This is a genomic window from Methanosarcina sp. WWM596, assembly GCF_000969965.1.
In the GTDB taxonomy this organism is placed as follows: Archaea; Halobacteriota; Methanosarcinia; order Methanosarcinales; family Methanosarcinaceae; genus Methanosarcina.
This window is the reverse complement of the sequence record NZ_CP009503.1, coordinates 2134718-2154664: the sequence shown is the minus strand read 5'-3', so window position 1 is coordinate 2154664 and position 19947 is coordinate 2134718. Positions and strand designations below refer to the sequence as shown.

Below are 19947 nucleotides of genomic sequence, written 5' to 3'. Positions count from 1 at the left end.
AATTAAGCCCTCATAAAAAAGTAAAGGTTAATTCTCGGATTCTCTATTGAACGTTCAGGATATGCTAGATGAATCCATTAGAGGCATTTAAAGAGTATCTAAGATAGTCTTAAAGAAGAGATAAATAAATAGTTTTGAGGAGATGAGCAAAGTATCCGGTCATTCATCGTAATCAGGTACTTCAAAAAGGGCAGGGCACTTCTCTTTTAATATTATGAGGAGTTCTTCGTCTAATTTTGTATCATAAAGTGTTTTCACTTTAGAAAGATGGTCAAGTGATAAATGATCAACCCTTTTAAGGTTAGCTCCTTTAAGGTTAGCTCCTTTAAGGTTAGCTTCTTTAAGGTTAGCTCCTTTAAGGTTAGCTCCTTTAAGGTTAGATCCTTTAAGGTTAGCTCCTTTAAAATTAGCTCCTTTAAGGTTAGCCTCTTCAAAGTTAGCCTCTTCAAGGTTAGCCCCTTCAAGGTTAGCCTCTTCAAGTTTAGCTCCTTTAAGGTTAGCTCCTTTAAGGTTAGCTCCTTTAAGGTTAGCCCCTTCAAGTTTAGCTCCTTTAAGATCAGCCCCTTCAAGCTTAGTCCATCTAAGGTTAGCTTCTAGAAGGTCAGCCTCTTCAAGCTTAGCCCCTTCAAGGTTAGCTCCTTTAAGGTCAGCTCTTTTAAAGTTAACCCTTTCAAGTTTAGCCCACTCGAGGTTAGCTCCTTCAAGCTTAGCCCACTCAAGATTAGCCTTTTCAAGGTTAGCCCTTTCAAGGTTAGCCTTTTCAAGGTTAGCCCTTTCAATCTTAGCCCACTCAAGGTTAGCTTCTTTAAGGTTAGCTCCTCTAAGGTTAGCTCCCTCAAGCTTAGCCCACTCAAGTTTAGCTCCTCTAAGGTTAGCTTTTTCAAAGTTAGCCCTTTCAAGGTTAGCCTTTTCAAGCTTAGCCCACTCAAGGTTAGCTCCTTTAAGGTTAGCTCCCTCAAGGTTAGCCTCTTCAAGGTTAGCCCATCTAAGGTTAGCCTCTTCAAGGTTAGCCCATCTAAGGTTAGCCTCTAGAAGGTTAGCTCCTTTAAGGTTAGCTCCTTTAAGGTTAGCCTTTCCAAGGTTGCCCGCTTTAAGGTCAGCTTCTTTAAGGTCAGACATGTCTTAACCTCTTTTCCTTTAACACGAAATTTTTGTTTGCCTTTTATCAATTGTGAACTAAAATAAACATTACCATGTTAGGAAGATATCTTCTGCTCTTCAGGATTTAGCTTTTAAAATTGTATCGATTTACAGTCCAGGTCTATTAGATCTGTCATGGTCATGAAAGGCTTTTAAGGTCTTGCATCTATGATCCGGAAGGCCTTTGATACCCTGATACTTAAGGATCTGCAGCTCTCTGACCTATCAGGAATATCCTGATCCTTAAGAACATGGAAGGCCTGTATAAAAAACGTTATCATTACCAATTCTTGTTCTGGTCCTGATCCTACGGAACATGACAGCAACCTTTTAAGAGAAAAGATTGCCCTGTCAAGCCTTGTGTCCTGGTTCCAACTTTGAAACTGCAGATCCGAACCAGACCTGCAAAGTCTGTAAATCGAGCCCTATTTTATGAATGGATTTGCTCCCGATCTAAAGCTTATCAGTATAGAACTTACGCTGTGAACTGAGAATAAATAGCATAAAATATCAAACAATCTAAAAGTCATTACTTTTTACAAACTCATATGCATCTGATTTTAATTTTCAAGTGCTTAAGTCCTACTCTAATTATGAAAACAATCCTGAAAAATGGTAATTGCTAAGTAACCGTCACAAAATAGATTAGGCAGATTTTTCATAAAGTTAATTTTCAATTGGTGGTATTGATCTTGAAAATCAAGGCACCCAATTGAAACCTGTGCATAGTTTGTTCTGTGACGACTCCTAAAAACAAAAATAGTTTTAGGATAAACTCATTATATTAATTGTAGTTTTTGTCTTTTGGAAAAATTTATTTTTTAAGCTGGAAATGTACATCAAGTTGAGGATGCATAAAATCAGACTACATCTCCTGTAGTTTTATGTATTTTAAATACTTTAAAATTTCAAATCAGAATAAATTATTTATATTGATCATATAATGTATAATCGTATTATTATATATAGGGAGTTATAACAATAGAGTTTCCTCTTGATCTTTGGGCTGGATCATAAGTAGGAACTTTAGAAAGGGACTCAAAATCCTACCAACTATTTCCTAACTAATTTTTGGAAATATTAACTTTTTTTATAATGTCTTTATTTTTCATAAACCTTATGAACATTCTTAAATTCACGCTATTCTCAGAGGTATGTAAAATAAGGTATTTGCGTCTCTACCAGGTAATGTCACCAGTGGGTTTTGCTACAAATTTCAAACTGGCGCACACCGCAGCAAGCTGCGGGGTATTAGACTGGGAAAAAATAGTTGAGTAAGATGGATTTTAATTTTCTCTTACTTTAAAAATTTATTAACAAAAGGTATGTAACTAAGCCAGAACTTTCCGCATACCCCGTTTTTCGTACATCCTTTTCCGGAAAGTGCTTCTTCACATTGATTACAGAACATATTTGATTTCACTTCAAATCTATTTACACAGTTGATTTCCAAAATTCCCTTCCTTTTCAATATTTTTTCACTTTTCCTTTCCGGAGCATGCTTTAAGGAAGTCCGTAAAGACATCGAGGTTTTGCGAGATACTTTCACCTTGAAACCAGGCCCAAACCTTCATACCGCATCCTGCTTGAGGTGATGCAGCCTGACCTCCTGCAGGCGGGTACGGCAGGGAGCTGCATGGATGAGGAAGTCTCGCAGCTTGTGTGCTCGACCCTTACCAAAATGGGGAAAATAAGAAGGGCTCTGGGTTGAGGGCAAAACTTTCCTTAACCCCCGAAACTGCTTTTCAATTCACAGGTAAATATAATTGCCTCCGCCAGCTTGTCTGGCGGTTTTTCAAAAAAGAGAGAAATAAAAAAGAGGTTTAAGAAAGAGTGTTTTTCAAGTAGAATTCACTTTTGTTTGGTTTACTCACTACCGTTTTTTCGGTCTCTTTGACCTGTTTGGTTCTCGTTTCTTACTTCCAAGTTTATTAGCAGCTTTTACTTTTTTGCTTTTTTCTTCTTCTTTATCGGAAAGACCGCTCTCCTGCGTCGAGTGTGACAAACACGACATAATAAGGCGAATGACGTGGTACGGGTCAGATATATAATCTAGTATCGTGACAATTTAATTATGACACATAATGTTTTGACAGCTTCTCATCAGCATTCTTCTTCGTAAACTTCCAGTTTATTTTCTTTTTATTCTTATTCCTTCTTTGCATCCATGCATCTACTTCTTTGCTAAGTGTTTTTATGTCAGGTATTCGCCTTTTTGTACATTGTGTATCCATCACATTAATCTCTATTTCTGCAGCATTTAGCCAACTCGCATGCTTTGGTGTGTAATGGAACTCTATTTTTTCCAGTATCTTTTTTGCTTCTTCTTCGCTAAATGTCTCATAGAATGATTTTTCTTTGTGGATATTTAGATTATCCGTAACCAGTCTGATGACTTCAGCTTTTGAATATTCTTCGATAACAAGATCTTTCATAAATTGTGCAAAATCTATCATTGTTCTTCTTTCAGTAACTTGAGTTATCCTTTTTCCCGCTTTGAATTCCACAGCCATAAATATGTTTGCTGTTCCATTCCTTATATACTCATAATCATACTTCTCTGGACTTCCAGGCTTCATTAGAATTGGTGTTATCTTATCTTCGATAAGTTGTTTTGGTTTCTCATCGAGACAGACAATAGGTCTTTTCGGGTCGTAATCTTCTTCGTATAGGTCAAGAACATCGTACATCCTCTTTCTGTATTCGGAATCAATTGTCTTAATGCACCACATCTTTTTCAGTCAGGGCTTAATTTTGCTTTTTTTCAAAATAAGTCTGATACTTGACACAATTCCATAATCTAGTGATTTCTCTTATTGTTCCTCCCTTAAACCTACAATTTTCTCTGCTACTACCTGAAAAAGCTGCAATAATCTTGAGAAACAAATTCTTTGGCAAGAATGCCAAAGAATCAGTTTATTCATTTGATATTTTTTCTGACTTTTTCAACTAAAATCGATACGCTCCGCTATTCCCTTAAGTAAAATTTAGATAAAAATAACTCACTACAGCTTAAATGGAGTAAATAATCTGAACAACTCCATGAGTGATTTTTCTGGTTTCTGGAGTAGATTTGCTCTTTTCATTTCAGCAAGTTTTATCTGATTCTCAATTCCCTTGTTGGTTCTGAACTGCTTCTTGCTATCAGTTTTTAGACTTTTTGAATAATAACTTTCAATAGGGTTATTTGTCGCTGGAGCTCCAAGAAGATAATGAAACAAAGTAAGATTAAACCAGTGTTTATTGATCATCCACAATCGTTTTTGAATCACTTCGTCATATGTTCTTATTTGTTCCATTAATTTGTCAAAGTTGTTTTTTGACTTTTCAATACTGTGAAGTGGAAGATTCTCCTTATTTCGTCTTCTTCCAAGCTTTAATTCTTGCCTAAATTGACTAAATTCTATTTTTGCCCTTTTAATCCATTTTTTATGTCTTTTTTCATTATTAATCACCTTAAGTTCCTCAGATAGGAGCTTTTCCAGGAATTTAATCTCATTTTCACGATTGTAAAATATGTTCAATAATCTATATTTCAATAATTCCTGTTCAATTGTTATTTTCCTTGGAAAATCATTAATATAAGCTTGTTCAGGTGCATCAAGCAATATTGGTGCACTAAATTATTCCCAAAAACTTCCTTTAAGATTTCAGGATACTTATTATCAAAATCCGTAACTATAAACACAGACTCTGATGTATCGAGATTTTTTTGTAGAAATTTTTTAATGGTATCTGAACTCTTGTCATCAAAAAGTTCATCTGCTAACGGCCTTTGGGTTTTAGCATCCAGTATGGTTAAACGGTATTTCTGGCAACGTCCTTCTTTTGGGTGTTGTTCATCATAATGCACTATGCGTATATTTTCAGATTTTGGAACATTTTCTTGTTTCATTTCTTTGTTGAATGCTCTTAAAATAGTGCTTCTTGATCTTGGATATATGAAATCCATTATAGCAGAAATTCCATCATATGAAACGTTATGGTATCTGAGTACTTGGAAAAAATTATTGAATGAATCAAAAAGTAAAGTCTTCATATCTTCCCAAAAACTATGATTTTCTTCCTGTGTACTACGGCAATTTGAACATTTATATCGACCAATATTGGTTCCTCCAAGACCCTGTTTAGTGTATGAATTATAGCCATTATGAACCATAGGAGTACCGCATATGGGACATGCTGGAGGAATTTTTCTATGAAAAATTCCTCGTGTAGTATATTCATAATCGTTCCCAAAATGAGCAAAAAAGTCTAAAAGAACCGGTAGTTCAGAAAAGTTATTAAGAGTAAGATTTATAGTTACCATTGTTTGTGCCGTAACATCATTACATAATTATAAAATTATAAATTTTATGTAGTGATGTTACACTTACTTTTATCACTAGATTTTGGAACTGAGTCATAACTACCATTAGTTTTATTCTTCTGTAATTTTGCCATAATTTCGGCGAGATCCTCTCTCATATAAATAGCTGACTGATTAGCTTGTTAGCTAGTCAATAAGTAACAAGCCAGAGTCTAAAAGGGTCGCAGGCTCGTTTATAGAGTTGCAGTTTCCGAGAATAGTTTTAACTTCGGGTTTAGTAGTTCCTTCAAATTTCATAAGTAAGCTACTTACTTGCAATTCTTGAAATGACGTTTCTGTATCAACTGACATTTCCGATTCAACGTGTGTTGGTGTAAATAGTACCAAAGATACAACGAAAATCAAAAATATAATAAAAAAAATAATAAATAATATTTTATAAATTGATTTCTTCGTCATGAGAAAACTCATCCTTATAATAATCTGGTTTGGGTTAATTGATCTTTAGGACTTATGCATCATATATTCTGCACATCTTTTTCGATTACAGTTAGAATGTCACTATAGTTTAAATTATAATTCATATAGTTATAGTCCCTTTCGATATAAATCTCAGTGTCATTAATTTAGATCTAAAAATAAGCAAAATTGCAATATTTGAAAAAGTATTGCAATTTTGCGCTAAAAGCTTTCAGTAACTCTACTTAAAAATCCAATACTTCTACTTCATAACCGTCTTTTTGCAATCATTTAATTAATTATCTATCCATCCACCACTGGTCTGTCCAAATCTATTACACGTTATATAAACTTTGATATATTTATCCTGTACCGCGAAGTAGTTACCAGCGATTGTATATCCCCAACTGTAGCGCCCGCTACAATAAACTTCTGCAAGAGTACTAGAAATTGCTTGCCCACCTTCTTGCCAGTTAGAAACCTGCCAAGGATTGAAAATAATATGTTTTTGATACCACGAATCTACATGGTGAGGCTCTACAGAATTAAAGTCATACCCAAAATACCCTTGTGTGTATACAGTAAATACTTTCGAGCCAAGATAATTATACCAACTCACGGAATATGTTTTTGTATCAGTATAAGACATACTAGTGCTTCGATTCTGAATTATATGCATAAATCATTATATTAGTAAGACTATAAATGTACTTATGCCTCGCATAAGTCTTCGTCCCAAATTATCATTTACTCAACAAGAGTTAGACTATCTGACCAAGTTAAGTCGTTCTAGAAATCAAACTGCAAGCATTGTTGAAAGATCCAAGATTGTACTTTTGAGCTATCAGGGAAAAAACGATACTGAGATCTCCAGAGATTTGAAAGTAGATTACAAAACTGTGAGAGAATGGATAAAAAGAGTTTTGGATCTTGGAGTTAAAGAAGGCTTGGTAGATAAATCAAGAAGTGGAAGACCTCAAGATATTAGTGCTGAATCACGAGCTTGGGTAGTCTCACTTGCTTGTATGAAACCAAAAGATCTTGGTTATCCTCATGAAATATGGACTCAGAGGCTCCTTGTTGAATATATCAGGGAGAATTGTATCAAAGAGAAACATCCTGATTTATCGAAGATAAATCAGGGGACAATTTCAAAGATTCTCAATGCAAGCAAAATAAAACCACATAAGATTAGCTGTTACATTGCTAAAGTTGATCCCGATTTTGATCAAAAAGCAGCCAATGTCCTGAATACATATAGAGAGGCTAAAAGACTAAATGAAAAAAAAGAAAAAAAGAAGAAATTAAAACTGTGATTATTTCTTACGATGAAAAACCAGGTATTCAGGCAATCGGAAATGCTTATCCAGATCTTATGCCAGTAGAAGGGCATTATTCTACAATAGCAAGAGATTATGAGTATAAAAGATATGGGACTCTTTCACTATTAGCTGGAATTGACTTGATATCTGGGATAATTTATTCTAAAGTATTTGAGCAGCATAGAAGCTGCGAATTCGTTGAATATCTCAAAGGACTTGAGTCAACATACTTAGAAGAAAAAATCATAATTATACTGGATAATCTAAAAATTCATACATCAGAAGAAACTCGGGAATACCTGGCGACGGTTCCTGATAAATTTGAATTTGTTTTCACACCCAAACATGCTTCGTGGCTGAATATCATCGAAAGTTTTTTCAGTAAAATGGTGAGGAGCGTGTTGAGAGGAATAAGAGTAGACTCAATGAATGAATTAAAAGAAAGAATTAGTCAATATATAAACCAGATTAACGAAAAGCAAGTTCTATTTACGTGGAGATATAAAATGGAAGAAATGGATGAAATGCCTGGTGGAATCACAGTCTAAAATGGTGTTTATTAGGAATCGATGCACTAGATTTTGGAACTGAGTCTGATACTTTCTTTGTTTATTGTTTCAAAGCCTTCTTTTTTTCTTAATTCCTCACAGAGTAGTGAAAGTGACCATCTTTTTCTTCCTTCAGGAGGTTTTGTACATGCTTGAGCTATTATTTCGGCAACGTGCCTTTCACTATATTTTTCAGGTTGACCTGATCTTGGTTTATCTACCAAAGCACTTTGTAGACCTTCTTCAAGATATCTTTTCCTTATCCTTAAAGCAGTGCTTCTCCCAACACCTAATACTTTAGCGATCTCAGTGTCTCCTTTTCCCTGATTTGCCAGTAGTAGAATACGTGCTCTGGTAAGAGATCTTGCATTTTTCTTTCCTTTTCTTATAAAGTTTCTAAGGAATATAACTTTATTATCTCTAAGATTAATATTTAACATAAGATATAATATAGAATTCAAAGTATATAAATGATTCATAACTATATTGTCACGATACTAGTCCTCTTGAGCGCAGCTCACTGCGATAAACTATAAATGAGTTTTCTTGAGCGAGCGAAGCTCACTACTATAACCCATAAATAAGTCCTCTTGAGCGCAGCGAAAAGGACCGCGTACTCCCGAGGCGCAACTCGGGTGGCGCAACTCGGGTGGCGCGACTCGGGCGCTCAGACCCCCTTAAAGTAATGCCCTGTCGTATATTCAATCCCTCTTATAGGTTTCAGTTTTGCCTCTTTTCCTGCAAGTGCCTCTTTATATGCCCCTACGATCTCTTCTATCTCGGCAGTAGTGTTGAACGAAAGGTCAAGCCTGAGTACGTCCACACCGTACCCTTTCATTTTCGGAACGTATTTTAGCATGTCAAGCACCTTTGAATTATATATCAGGGTCCGGGTGCCAAGGCGCTGGACGGGAAATTCGGAGCCGGCATGGTCAACAAGGAGCACTTCGCTATCTTCTCTTACGATTTTCCGGTCAACGAGGGGCTTTAAGAGATCATTTTCCGTAATGAGCATCAGTTCACTGCCGTAAACTAATATTTCGGTCTGGCCTGAATCTCCACATGCCTGGAGAGTTTCACAGACATGTTTTATTTCGCTCAGGTTCAATTCGCTTGAAAGGGTTGCCCTGTATGCTCCCGCCTGGTAGAAAGTGCTCGCAGTAAAAGCATTGAAGATATTGAAGTCCTTCTGGGCGACAAAAGGTATGGAAAGCTCTTTTGCAAGCTGTGCGGTTCCCAGGCTGGAACATGCCACACTGAAGCCGGCATCCCTTATTTTTTCCAGCAGGGGTTTTAGTTCAGTCAGTTCGCTGTCATGGGTTATCCGGGGTATCCTGAAAACGAGTTCAATCCTTTCTGCTTTCAGGTCCTCAAACTTCTCCACGTTTTTAGGAGACATCAGCTCTTCGAACAGTGATACCGGGATGTAGGCGATATCTGCTCCAGCTTCAGCTGCCTGTAAGAGATAAGGAATTCCCTGCACTTCAACGCTCAGGAGAAGTTTATTTGAAGCTGTATCCTTTGATCTGGTCCTGCTCATGCTGCCTTCATTCTTGCTGCCTTCATTATTATTTTCATCTTTGATTTCTACAGCGCACAGGCGATTGAAATCTGCCAGATCAGGGTGTTTTTGCTCTCTTTTATACCCCTCAAGAGTCTTTTCCAGCAGGAGCCCTGCAGCCTTTCGTCTTGCATTTTTCAGCACGCCGACAGGGATGAAGATATTTTCGTCAGCTTCTATCTCAATGGAGACGGCTTCGAAAGGAGTGTCTCCAAGGCTTTCCATTGCCTTTTTTATTTGCTCTTCAGTGGTTGGGACTTTTTCGGCTTCCTGAACGATATAACCATCTACAAACTCTGCATACGCGGGTTCTTCTGTTCTGCTGCTTTTTCCATTTTCTGCGCGTTTTCCATTTTCTGCTCTGATCTCAACCTTAAACTGCTCTCCTTTCCGGGCTTTTGCCTTCAGGCTTACGGGGAGGGCTTTCAGTTTTGTTTTCTGAAGGGTATCAAGGAGCTGCGTGTCTGTTGTGAGATAGAGTTCATTCCCTCTCTGGACGGCTCTGCCTGTCTTTGAGCTGATCTCAAGCCCGACTTTTTCGCCTTTTTTTGCGCTTTTTACGTGCTCGCCTGTAATTGTTATAATGCCTGTTACCGCAGAACCGAGCATCTTTTCCCGCGTGAAGATGCTTATGCCGTCTTTTATCTGGATGTCTTCTTCAAGCCGGACTGTTAGTTTTGTGTTCCCTTTTGAACGGGAGAGGTCCAGGACTTTTCCGAGGAAGGCTCCGTAGTTTGAACTGTATTTGGGGTGAGACACGCCTTTTTCCCCGAGGATAAAGCCCCGTGTAAAGCCCCTGTAAAAAAGTTTTGCAAGCTCGGCCTCTCTAGCTTCAAGCTCTTCCTTTGTCGGGTTTTCTCCGGCCTTGCAGATGCCTTCGACTGCAGATTTGTAGGCAGCGGTACTTGCAGTCACATACTCGGGCTTTTTCATCCGACCTTCGATTTTTAGGCTTATGACCCCGGTTTTTATTATATCCTCAAGCCCTGTGAGTGTGGAGAGCTCGGCACAGCTTATTGGGTAACTGCCCCCGATGTGCCTTTCGTCAATTTCCCTGCCGTTTACCAAAAAGTTATATCTGCGCCTGCAGGGCTGGGCACAGGCTCCACGATTTGCACTCCGGTCGTGAAGAAAACTGCTGAAAAGGCATTTCCCTGAGTAGGAATAGCAGAGGGCTCCATGTACGAAGACCTCAATGCCCACTTTTGAGTGGTCCACAATATCCTTTACCTCGTCTGTGGTAAGTTCCCTGGAAACGATCACTCTATTTGCTCCAAGGTCTGTTGCAAAATCCACTCCCTCTTTATTGTGGATAGTCATCTGCGTGCTTGAGTGAAGGTCTAGGTCAGGATAGATCTCTTTCAAAAGCCTGAGAAGCCCGAGGTCTTGCAGGATAATAGCATCGATTCCGGCTGCGTATGCGCGGTCCACTATTTCAAGGGCGTGCTGCAGTTCTTTTTGCTTGACCGGGATGTTCAGGGCAAGGTAGACAAGGACTCCGTGTGAGTGAGCCAGGTCAACGGCAGTTTTCAGTTCATCAGTGGTGAAGTTTTTGGCTCCCTGGCGGGCATTGAATTCACCGACTCCAAGATAAACGGCATCTGCTCCTCCCTTGATTGCGCCGAGCAGAGCTTCGTTGTCACCTACCGGGGAAAGGATTTCCGGGGGATTGCAAAAATAATTATTGTCAGACATATTTGATCAGGGGTATTTTTCTTCGGGTAACTGTAATTTCTGGTGAATGGAAAATTTCGGTAGCTGAAAAGTATGGTAACTGTAAAAAAGAGCTTACGCAAATCAGTTCAGAGCCGATTTAAAACGTAAAGGTGCTTCTCGCATAAAAAATGGATGGTAAAGTCCGGAATGTTAATAAAAGCTGATCAGTATCTGTTAGCCTGTTTTTATTGCTCCTTATCCTGTTTTTAGTGAGGGTTATCTGATGTGATTCGAGCTTGTTATTTTTATTAATTTATTAATTTATATATTTGGATATATACTAAAACTTATTTAAATAACTAAGCTAGATATACTAACAAATGTTAGTATTATTGGGAAAAGTTTTTTATTTTTGGAAGGTGCTTTTCACAGTTAATGAGGCTATGGATGTAATATTAAGAGCATAATGCAAATAAAGATGTTTAGCGGTTGTTGCCTATGAAAAATATACTTGTTGTGGAAGACAATCCTTTAATTATGGAACTTGTCAGGACTCTGCTGGTTTCATTTGGATATGAGCCAATAGAGGCAGGGGATGGAACTATGGCTATAGTACTTAGTAAAAAAAATAACCCAAACATGATATTATTAGATATACAGTTACCTGGCATCGACGGGACTGAAGTATTAAATATATTAAAAGAAGATTCCGCTACACGTGAGATCCCGATTATTGCCCTGACAGCCCATGCTATGCGAGGGGACGAAGAAAAGTTTTTGAAAGCAGGGTTCAACGGTTACGTTTCCAAGCCCATAGACATTCAGAGGTTCAAGTCGGTTATAGAACAGTTTATCGCATGAAATGGAACAGGGAGCAGGGGAGATTATTTTTGCTTTATGGGAACTGTATTTCTTTACATTCTTTGCCTCTTACTTTGGTATTTTTGAGTCCATCTTTTTACTTGTTGAAGAATACAACCGCCGTGAAATCGGGGGTTTATTCACTCTTTCGGTCTATCTCACCTTTGCTCTCGGGATTTTCTTCCTGCGACGTGGCTGGAATTTGAAAATGCCCTGGCGTTTCAGGAACAGGCAGAAGAGATCCTCAGGGAAAAAGGAGAAAGATACAGGGCCTGGGTCGAGAGTGAAACTGGAAAAAACTCGATTTTTTCATTTGAACTGCCTTTGAAATGCAGGAAAACTCCCGAAAAGTGCGTAAATGGTTCAGACATTCCCGAATGCAGGATACAGGGTTGCTACGGTTTCCAGTGGGAAGAAAGCTCTTTTTTCCATGAATGATGATAAAAACTGCAACATTCTATTGGATGCGTTTGACCATTTGACCAAGCCTGTGGAAAAGAGTCATCTCCTTTCCAGCCTGCAGAGAGCAAAAGTAACAGGGACTGCAAACTCTTCTCCTCAAATCTTAATTGTGGACGATGAACCAGCTATAGTCGAGCTCCTCGGTTCCATTATCGAGCAGGAAGGATATACCAATCTGCGCATACGGGAGCAGGGAAGCAATAGATAAAACCATAAACAGCCGTCCGGATGCAATTCTCTTTGACCTGATGATGCCGAAGTTTGCGGGTTTTGACGTCATCAAAGCTCTTAACGAAAATCCGGAGACCGTAGATATCCCTATTATCGTATCTACCGCAAAGGATCTGAGTTTTGAAGAAAAAGAGCTGCTCAACAGGAATGTCTCTTATGTTATGCAGAAAGAAAACATAAGTAGGGGAAGACTTCTGAGCGTACTTCATGGGGTTGAGGGTGGAAAATCCAGAAGCAAGCTGACAACCCCTTAATCTTAACCTTTAATCCTGTCCTTTAATCCTGTCCTTTAATCCTGTCCTTTAATCCTGTCCTTTAATCTTGTCCTTTAATCTTGACCTTTAATCCTATTAGAAGCAGGAGCAGATTTCAATTATCTGTTACTCTTCTTGCTTAAGGAAATCCAGGGTTGTCTCTGAATATTTCTCTGGGGAATAGCGTTCTCCGGAATGCTTTGCTCCCTCAAATACAATAACCTCTGCCTCCTGAATTTTCTCTGCCATTGCAAGATCAATTCCAGGGGGAGTATACTCATCTTCCGTACCCACCAGAAGCAGGGTTTTACTCCTTATTTCCGGCAGGTGTTCGTAGGTGCCGTTCCATCTAAGGTTTGCATCTGCCTGTTTCCGGATTGTGGGGCTCATTTCTGAATTGCCGGCAAAGGACTGAAACATACTTTTGAGAAGCCCGGCTTCAGGGGCATTAATGCTGTAAGTTGCAGAAGAGAAAATAAGCTTATCAACTTTTTCCGGATAATTGAGAGCCAGTTCCTGGGCAATGGATGCCCCCATTGAGGTCCCGAAGACATTTGCCTCCGGAATTTCAAGCGCTTCAAGCAAACCTGCAGTATCATTGGCAAATAGTTTAAGAGAATAATTTCCTCCATCATCTGAAGAGTATCCCACTCCTCTGTTATCGAATGTGATTATCCTGTAATCCTGAGCCAGTTCCCACACAAAAGTTTTGTTCCAGGTATCCATGGTTCCCCCAAAACCCATAATCAACAGAAGAGGCTCTCCTGACCCGAACTCCCTATATCCGAGTTCGACTCCGTTAACAGAAACATACTTTACAGGGGAGGAGTCGAAGGAAAAGTTTGGAGCCATTAATTGTTGAGTCGAGTCTTTTTGTAGAGCATCTGTACACCCGGAACCTGCAAGAAATATGAGAAATAATGCCAGAGGAAATAGGTTTTTAAGACTCATTGCTTTTGATTACATGCTGCCTCTCTGTATAAGTATTGTTGTCTTGATTTTCCATTTAGGGGTTAACCGAAAGTATGTTCTATCAAAACTATTTTTCGATTCTTCCTATAAAATTGATTTTCTTACACTTTAAAAAAATTGATCTAATTTAACAGAACTTTTATATATGTAAGAGAACTATATATAATATACGTAATAATCTTTCAATAAAATATAATCAGTATTAATGATAATATATCTCTATACATCCTGAGAAACATATAGTTTCTCATATTCTTTTGCACATCGTTTTTCAGATATAGGCTGACAACATTTGTTTTTGGCTTCAGGATCAGTAACCTGGTAAAACAGGAGAGAATGTGAATGTATAAATACGGCGTAAATATTTAGCGGCGCGTAAATATCAGCCAATCAGACGAATTATCTATATATTGGCGAATTTACTTTGGTTATACTTTTACGAAATCTCTATTCAGGATTTCTTATCAGGATTTCTTATCAGGATTTCTTATCAGGATTTCTTATCAGGATTTCTTATCAGGATTTCTTATCAGGATTTCTTCAGGATTTCCTACCCGGAATTCCTATTTAGAATTCTCTATCCAGAATTATCTGTTCGATTGAATCCGTTTTTGACGGTTAATATATGATGAAGTTTTGTAAAAGAAAGAATTGTGTTGCAGAGATGTAATGCAAAATAACCCTATGAGTAATCAACCCTTAGAATATATGCAATTATCAGTTCAGCGCAGGCAGGAAAATTAATTCTACAACAAAGCAGCTAGACCTTCTATTTGCATATTTTCTGAAACTTCATCCGGAACAAAAAATGTCTTTATAGCAACTATTCACAAAATCCAATAAACATCGTATAAATTTATTAAAAGAACGTACAACTCAGAATAAGTATAATGTCACCGATCTTGCTTTGAACAGAACTATCGCAGGAATAGCTCGGGCTTTTCTCTCTCAGCAAGGACCGGGAATCCGGCTGCAAGCTCCCAAAATAACGGTTTTGCAGCTTGCAGAGGCCCGGATATGGTAAGTGACGAAGAGATGAGGTCCGGGAACATTTTGAGTCTGTTCTTGAAGTTTGCTTTTCCGGCAGTTGTGGGGGTTATCGTTGCAGGAATCCAAGAAATAATCGACGGCTTCTTCATAGGAAATGCGGTTGGAAGCCAGGGACTTGCAGGAATTACCCTTATATATCCCCCTTATCTGGTTATAATCGGAGTTGGCATAATTATAGGAATAGGCTCGTCCAGCCTTACAGCTCTGGAACTTGGAAAAGGCAATACAAAGGGAGCACTGGATATAGTGAACAATGCTTTTCCTTTATGCATTCTTGCAGGAGCTTTTTTTACCATAGGAGGGCTGATTTTTTGTAAAACCTCAATCAGTCTCCTTGGAGCCAGTGGGATTGCCCTTAGCCTTGCCCGCGAATATCTGCAGATAATCTTCTTGGGTTCTGTCTTTATTATCCTTAATATTGCCCTTGACCCTCTTGTAAGGAATGACGGAAAACCGAAGCTCTGTATGAACATAATGATTGCCGGAATCGTTGTAAACGTTGTGCTTGACTACCTCTTTGTCATGCGTATGGGAATGGGAATGTCCGGTGCTGCCATTGCAACAGTAACTGCCTTTGCTCTGTCTGCATTGATGCTCATTTATTACCTTTTCGGCAGTGAGGCAAAGTTGAAACTCCGGGTTAAATCCATGAGATTCAAAATAAGAATCCTGTTCCAGATCCTCAGAACAGGCCTTCCGTCCTTTGTAATGCAGATATCTCTGGCTCTTGTGCTCTTTGTGCATAATTACATGTTGCTCATATACGGTTCAGAGCTTGCGGTTTCAGCCTACGGGATCATAGGTTTTGTCTTTTCAATCTTCTACATGCTCTTTGAAGGAATAGCCCTTGGTGTACAACCAATTATCGGTTTCAATTACGGGGCTGGCTACTATGAAAGAGTTTCGAAGACTCTGAAACTGACAATGTTTTCGTGTATCCTGATCGGAGCTTTAGGATTTCTGTTAATCTACTTCTTTTCCGAGAATTTGGTACAGATTTTCAACCGGGACGACTCCGAACTTCTGGCAATTACGCTTAGAGGTATGAACATTTGTATGGTCTCTTTGCTTGTTGAAGGCACAGTGCTTCTCACTGCCATCTATTATCAGTCAATAAACAGGGTCAGAGCAGCACTTTTCATTCATCTTGGAAAGATCTTCATTTTTCTTTTTCCCCTGCTGTTTATCCTGCCCAGGTTCTTCGGGCTTGATGGGGTCTGGTCTGCAGGTCCGGCTACGGAATATATTATGATGGTAGTGGTGCTGGTTATGCTTTCTAAGGAATTTGAATTTCTCAGGAACAATGGAAAACCAGGAACTGGACAACCAAAAGACACAAAACATGTAGTGTCGGTGTCCAGAAACAACGTAAAAGCAGGGAGCGAGGAGAGTAAAGGGTTTGTTACTTTCAGACAAGTTGACAAAGTGAAAACCTCGTGATCCAACTCCTCCAATGTTATTTTATGTGCCTGCAGTTTTGAAAAGTGGCAGTAATTTCCCTTACCACCCTGTAATATAAATATGTAAGTTCTGCATAAACCGGGAGTTTGCTGAGCTTTTTATATGGACTTATTTTAAACTCCGGACTGATAACTGACAAAAAATATATTAACTTTAAAAGAATAGTTCAACATTAGATACTTTAATCCTGAGCTTTGTCCTTAACTTAAATATTGAACTCTGATCCCATAATTCAAAAGGATGCTCGATCCTGATGAAACAAAACGGTAGTATACAGGGAAAAACCCTTAAAGTAGTCAGTTACCTCTTACCCGGCATCATATTTGGCCTGGCTTTATTGACTCTGGACAAACAGATAGACCATCTGCGTTCGAGTTATATTTTGAAAAGTATTGCCAGCGTTCCCCTGAGCCATATAGGAATTGCCGTCTTTTTTACTATTTTGAGCTATGCTGTTCTAACGGGCTATGATTACCTTGCAACCCGCCATATTAACCCTTCCCTTTCCTATAAACAGGTTGCGAGGTCTTCCTTTATCAGCACGTCCATCAGTTACAGCACGGGTTTTAATTTCCTGACAGGCAGCTCCCTGCGCTACAGACTGTATTCATTGTATGGGCTGACTTTTCTCGATATCTGGGAAATTATAGTTTTTTGCATCTCTACTTTCTGGATCGGTTTTTGTTTCATTGCAGGCCTGCTTTTCACCTTTTATCCTGTAAAGTTGCCGGACTACACTCCTGATATCCCGGTCCCGGCTCCGGTTTTACTGAATATAATTGGAATTCTTTTACTGCTGCTTCTTGCTGCATATTTCTTTTTTTCATTCCGGAAACGGAAGTTTGAGATAATGGGGTACCAGATCAGGATCCCTGAACCAAAAATCGCTCTCATGCAGCTTGCTTTATCTTCAGCGGACTACCTGCTTTCAGGAAGCATAATCTACTTCCTCCTGCCCTCAAATCCACAGCTTACCCTGCTTCATGTGCTTGTATTTTTTGCGCTGGCACAGTTGATCGGACTGATAAGCACGGTCCCGGGTGGGTTTGTCGTTTTCGAGACCTTGATGCTCTTTATGCTGAAGCCTTATTTCGGCACGGTTGATATAATAAGGCCTCTTTTGATCTTCAGAGCAGTTTATTATTTCCTTCCTTTCCTGCTCGGGTTCCTGGCTCTGATCTTCTGTGAATTTGAAGCGAGAAAAAAATTCCTGAAAAAAGCCGGAAAGGCTACTTATACCAGTTTCTCAGAAGTAACCCCCCAGATCTTTTCAGTCCTGATCTTTCTGGGAGGTATTTCCCTCCTTTTTTCCAGAGCCCTGCCTTCAAACCCTCAATACTTGCGTGAAGTCACATACATTGTTCCTCTCCCTCTCATTGAAGCTTCCAGGTTTTTTGGAAGCATAATCGGTGTGCTGCTCTTGCTTCTGGCAAACGGACTCTGGAAAAGGATCGATGGAGCTTATGTGCTCTCCCTAATAGTCCTTTTACTGGGAGGGGTCGTTGCCCTCCTGAAGGATTTTGATTACTATGAGGCTGCAGTGCTTTTTGCCCTATCTGTCCTTTTCTTCCCCTCAAGGAAACATTTTTACAGAAAGTCCTCGCTTTTGCACCAGTCCTTTAGCAGGGAAAATATAATTGCCATAATTCTGGTGCTGGTAAGCTTCATCTGGCTAGGGTTTTTTTCATACCGGAATGTGGAGTATTCAAATGAACTCTGGTGGCAGTTCGGGGTAAATTCCCAGGCGTCGAGCTTTTTAAGAGCTGTCGTTGGAATATTCTTCCTGCTGCTGGTCCTTGGAGTCATGAAAATGTTAAGCCCCTTTTCCAGGGACATTCATCTTCCCGGACCTGAAGAGCTTGAGCTTGCAAAAATGATTCTTAGAGAAAGTCCGGAAACCTGGGGAAACCTTGCCCTTACCGGAGACAAATATCTGCTTTTTGATGATGAGAAAAAGGCCTTTTTGATGTACGGAGTTTCGGGAAAGAGCTGGATTGCTATGGGAGACCCGGTCGGGGAGAGCGGCCAGATAAAAGAGCTGATCTGGGACTTTTATGAAATGAGTAAACTGCACCAGGTCAGAGCCGTCTTTTACGAGGTAAGCGAAAAATATATTCCCATTTACCTCGACCTGGGCCTGAACCTTATCAAAATAGGAGAAGAAGCAAAAGTCCCCCTGGAGTCCTTTACGCTGGAAGGAAGTACGGGCAAGGATTTTCGCTATGCGGTGAAAAATGTAGAAAAAAAAGGGTACTGGTTTGAAATTATTCCGCCAGAAGGGGTACCTGCCCTCATCCCTGAACTTAAAAAGGTCTCGGATTCCTGGTTGGAAATGAAAACCGGAAAAGAAAAAGGGTTCTCAGTCGGGTTTTTTGACGAAAAATACCTCAGTAATTTTCCGCTTGCCATTGTCAGGAACGAAGAAGAAATCGTAGCTTTTGCAAACATATGGACAGGAGCAGGCACAGAAGAGTTCAGTATTGACCTGATGCGCCACAACTCCAGTGCTCCGGCAATGGACTACCTTTTTGTCAATCTCATACTCTGGGGAAAAGAGAACGGATACAAACACTTTTCCCTTGGAATGGCTCCACTTTCAGGGCTTGAAAAAAGGCAGTTTGCCCCTCTCTGGCACAAAGTAGGGGCTTTAATCTTTGCCAACGGGGACTATATTTACAACTATAAAGGCCTGCGGGCTTATAAAGAAAAATTCAATCCGGTCTGGAACCCGAAGTATATCGCTCTTCCCACAGGGTTTAAGAAGAGCCTTGCCCTGAAAGATATTGCAACCCTGGTCTCAGGGATGAAAGATCCTTTTAAAGATATATTTTAAGAATACGTAATCTTTTCAAACTTATCCAGCACTGCAAACATGAATTTCTTTGTCTCAACCAGATGCTTCTCCTGTTCGACCATCTCTTCTTTCCTCTGGGTAAACGGTCCGTTTCCCAATTCGCCCCCGAACCGCCAGATCATGGATTCAATCCTTTCTTCATGCACCTCCGGGTGAAACTGGAGCGCTACAACCATGCCGCCATATATAAATCCCTGATTTTTGCATCCCTCACTCCGGAAAAGATGTACAGCTCCTTCAGGAAGGTCAAAGGTCCGGGAGTGCCAGTGAAAAACAGTGATCTCTTCCGGCAACCCTTTTAAAAATTGGGGTTTATTTTCCTCTTTCCAAGCCGCCTTTACGGGAAACCAGCCCATTTCCCGGTGTCCGTTTTCGTAGATGCGGGCCCTGAGGATGTCGGCAAGTAACTGAGCCCCAAGACAGATCCCGAGCACGGGTTTTCCTGCATCGATAGCCTGTTTTATGAAGGCTTTTTCATCTCTTAACCAGGGGTTTTCGGCGTAGTCGTAGATTCCCATGGGACCGCCCATGATTATGAGAAGGTCGAAGGAATCGAGGGAGGGATGATTTTTTGTTTCGTAAAAACGGGTTGACTCAAGGGGGTAGCCTCTGGTTTTAGCGTATTCTTCGATTGTGCCGAGGGTATTGAGGGCGGAGTGCTGGAGAACTTGGATTTTCATGAGAGATCGGTTTAACTTTGGTGAATGAACTTTTAGAGTTTTCCATTCTTCTATGATTAAGGAAACAATAACTTTTAACCAGTCAATTACTCTTTTTCCGAAATACTATAGAAAAATTATGGAGAAC

Annotated in this window: 11 protein-coding genes and 4 pseudogenes; 7 read left to right on the top strand and 8 right to left on the bottom strand. The window is 39.6% G+C overall.

Annotated features, from left to right (window positions below):
* Nucleotides 1–159 precede the first annotated feature (159 nt).
* From MSWHS_RS09415 to MSWHS_RS21535, 4 genes and pseudogenes are all read right to left on the bottom strand, one after another.
* Nucleotides 160–1119 (bottom strand): pentapeptide repeat-containing protein, encoded by a 960-nt coding sequence (locus MSWHS_RS09415; RefSeq protein ID WP_052722673.1) that lies wholly within the window; start codon nucleotides 1117–1119, stop codon nucleotides 160–162.
* Between the two features lie 2093 nt (nucleotides 1120–3212).
* Nucleotides 3213–3923 (bottom strand): annotated as a pseudogene (locus tag MSWHS_RS09405) (IS630 family transposase); the annotation flags it as partial.
* Between the two features lie 222 nt (nucleotides 3924–4145).
* A pseudogene (locus MSWHS_RS09400) lies at nucleotides 4146–5449 on the bottom strand (ISNCY family transposase).
* Nucleotides 5450–6203: 754 nt separating this feature from the next.
* Nucleotides 6204–6557 (bottom strand): hypothetical protein, encoded by a 354-nt coding sequence (locus tag MSWHS_RS21535; RefSeq protein WP_052722671.1) that lies wholly within the window; start codon nucleotides 6555–6557, stop codon nucleotides 6204–6206.
* Between the two features lie 64 nt (nucleotides 6558–6621).
* Here MSWHS_RS21535 and MSWHS_RS19310 point away from each other — a divergent pair.
* Nucleotides 6622–7778: pseudogene (locus MSWHS_RS19310) on the top strand (IS630 family transposase).
* A 32-nt stretch (nucleotides 7779–7810) separates the two neighbouring features.
* On the opposite strand, the pseudogene MSWHS_RS09380 reads toward MSWHS_RS19310, so the two are convergent.
* Both MSWHS_RS09380 and MSWHS_RS09375 read right to left on the bottom strand, forming a co-directional pair.
* Nucleotides 7811–8218 (bottom strand): annotated as a pseudogene (locus tag MSWHS_RS09380) (helix-turn-helix domain-containing protein); the annotation flags it as partial.
* 227 nt (nucleotides 8219–8445) lie between these two features.
* Complete coding sequence (locus MSWHS_RS09375; RefSeq protein WP_048158963.1) at nucleotides 8446–11034, bottom strand: DUF3656 domain-containing protein; 2589 nt, start codon at nucleotides 11032–11034, stop codon at nucleotides 8446–8448.
* Between the two features lie 459 nt (nucleotides 11035–11493).
* On the opposite strand from MSWHS_RS09375, the gene MSWHS_RS09370 reads away from it, so the two are divergent.
* Genes MSWHS_RS09370 through MSWHS_RS21520 form a run of 4 tightly spaced genes read left to right on the top strand, consistent with a single transcriptional unit; the run spans nucleotide 11494 to nucleotide 12803 of the window.
* Nucleotides 11494–11856: a response regulator gene (locus MSWHS_RS09370; RefSeq protein WP_048127693.1), complete on the top strand. Its 363-nt coding sequence runs from the start codon at nucleotides 11494–11496 to the stop codon at nucleotides 11854–11856.
* Nucleotide 11857: 1 nt separating this feature from the next.
* Nucleotides 11858–12184 carry a hypothetical protein gene (locus MSWHS_RS21530; RefSeq protein ID WP_048127694.1) on the top strand — a complete coding sequence of 109 codons (327 nt, stop codon included), beginning with the start codon at nucleotides 11858–11860 and terminating at the stop codon, nucleotides 12182–12184.
* A gap of 30 nt (nucleotides 12185–12214) precedes the next feature.
* Nucleotides 12215–12526: a hypothetical protein gene (locus tag MSWHS_RS21525; protein WP_048127696.1), complete on the top strand. Its 312-nt coding sequence runs from the start codon at nucleotides 12215–12217 to the stop codon at nucleotides 12524–12526.
* Complete coding sequence (locus MSWHS_RS21520) at nucleotides 12486–12803, top strand: response regulator (protein WP_082088076.1); 318 nt, start codon at nucleotides 12486–12488, stop codon at nucleotides 12801–12803. Before MSWHS_RS21525 ends, MSWHS_RS21520 begins: the two co-directional genes overlap by 41 nt.
* 126 nt (nucleotides 12804–12929) lie before the next feature.
* Here the strand turns inward: MSWHS_RS21520 and MSWHS_RS09350 are convergent, their stop codons facing one another.
* Nucleotides 12930–13754, bottom strand: a complete 825-nt coding sequence (locus tag MSWHS_RS09350) for an alpha/beta fold hydrolase (RefSeq protein WP_048127700.1) — start codon at nucleotides 13752–13754, stop codon at nucleotides 12930–12932.
* Between the two features lie 1038 nt (nucleotides 13755–14792).
* On the opposite strand from MSWHS_RS09350, the gene MSWHS_RS09345 reads away from it, so the two are divergent.
* Nucleotides 14793–16265: an MATE family efflux transporter gene (locus MSWHS_RS09345; RefSeq protein WP_048127702.1), complete on the top strand. Its 1473-nt coding sequence runs from the start codon at nucleotides 14793–14795 to the stop codon at nucleotides 16263–16265.
* A gap of 274 nt (nucleotides 16266–16539) precedes the next feature.
* Nucleotides 16540–19119, top strand: a complete 2580-nt coding sequence (mprF, locus tag MSWHS_RS09340; RefSeq protein ID WP_048127705.1) for a bifunctional lysylphosphatidylglycerol flippase/synthetase MprF — start codon at nucleotides 16540–16542, stop codon at nucleotides 19117–19119.
* Here mprF and MSWHS_RS09335 read toward each other — a convergent pair.
* Nucleotides 19116–19820 (bottom strand): type 1 glutamine amidotransferase, encoded by a 705-nt coding sequence (locus tag MSWHS_RS09335; protein WP_048127708.1) that lies wholly within the window; start codon nucleotides 19818–19820, stop codon nucleotides 19116–19118. The genes mprF and MSWHS_RS09335 overlap by 4 nt on opposite strands.
* Nucleotides 19821–19947 lie beyond the last annotated feature (127 nt).

What these genes read in the sequence shown, in the direction of transcription:
- MSWHS_RS09335 (WP_048127708.1), bottom strand. Translation starts at nt 19,820, where the DNA reads ATGAAAATCCAAGTTCTCCAGCACTCCGCCCTCAATACCCTCGGCACA.
- MSWHS_RS09370 (WP_048127693.1), top strand. Translation starts at nt 11,494, where the DNA reads ATGAAAAATATACTTGTTGTGGAAGACAATCCTTTAATTATGGAACTT.
- MSWHS_RS09375 (WP_048158963.1), bottom strand. Translation starts at nt 11,034, where the DNA reads ATGTCTGACAATAATTATTTTTGCAATCCCCCGGAAATCCTTTCCCCG.
- MSWHS_RS09350 (WP_048127700.1), bottom strand. Translation starts at nt 13,754, where the DNA reads ATGAGTCTTAAAAACCTATTTCCTCTGGCATTATTTCTCATATTTCTT.
- MSWHS_RS09345 (WP_048127702.1), top strand. Translation starts at nt 14,793, where the DNA reads ATGGTAAGTGACGAAGAGATGAGGTCCGGGAACATTTTGAGTCTGTTC.
- mprF (WP_048127705.1), top strand. Translation starts at nt 16,540, where the DNA reads ATGAAACAAAACGGTAGTATACAGGGAAAAACCCTTAAAGTAGTCAGT.
- MSWHS_RS21535 (WP_052722671.1), bottom strand. Translation starts at nt 6,557, where the DNA reads ATGTCTTATACTGATACAAAAACATATTCCGTGAGTTGGTATAATTAT.
- MSWHS_RS21525 (WP_048127696.1), top strand. Translation starts at nt 12,215, where the DNA reads ATGGTTCAGACATTCCCGAATGCAGGATACAGGGTTGCTACGGTTTCC.
- MSWHS_RS09415 (WP_052722673.1), bottom strand. Translation starts at nt 1,119, where the DNA reads ATGTCTGACCTTAAAGAAGCTGACCTTAAAGCGGGCAACCTTGGAAAG.
- MSWHS_RS21530 (WP_048127694.1), top strand. Translation starts at nt 11,858, where the DNA reads ATGGAACAGGGAGCAGGGGAGATTATTTTTGCTTTATGGGAACTGTAT.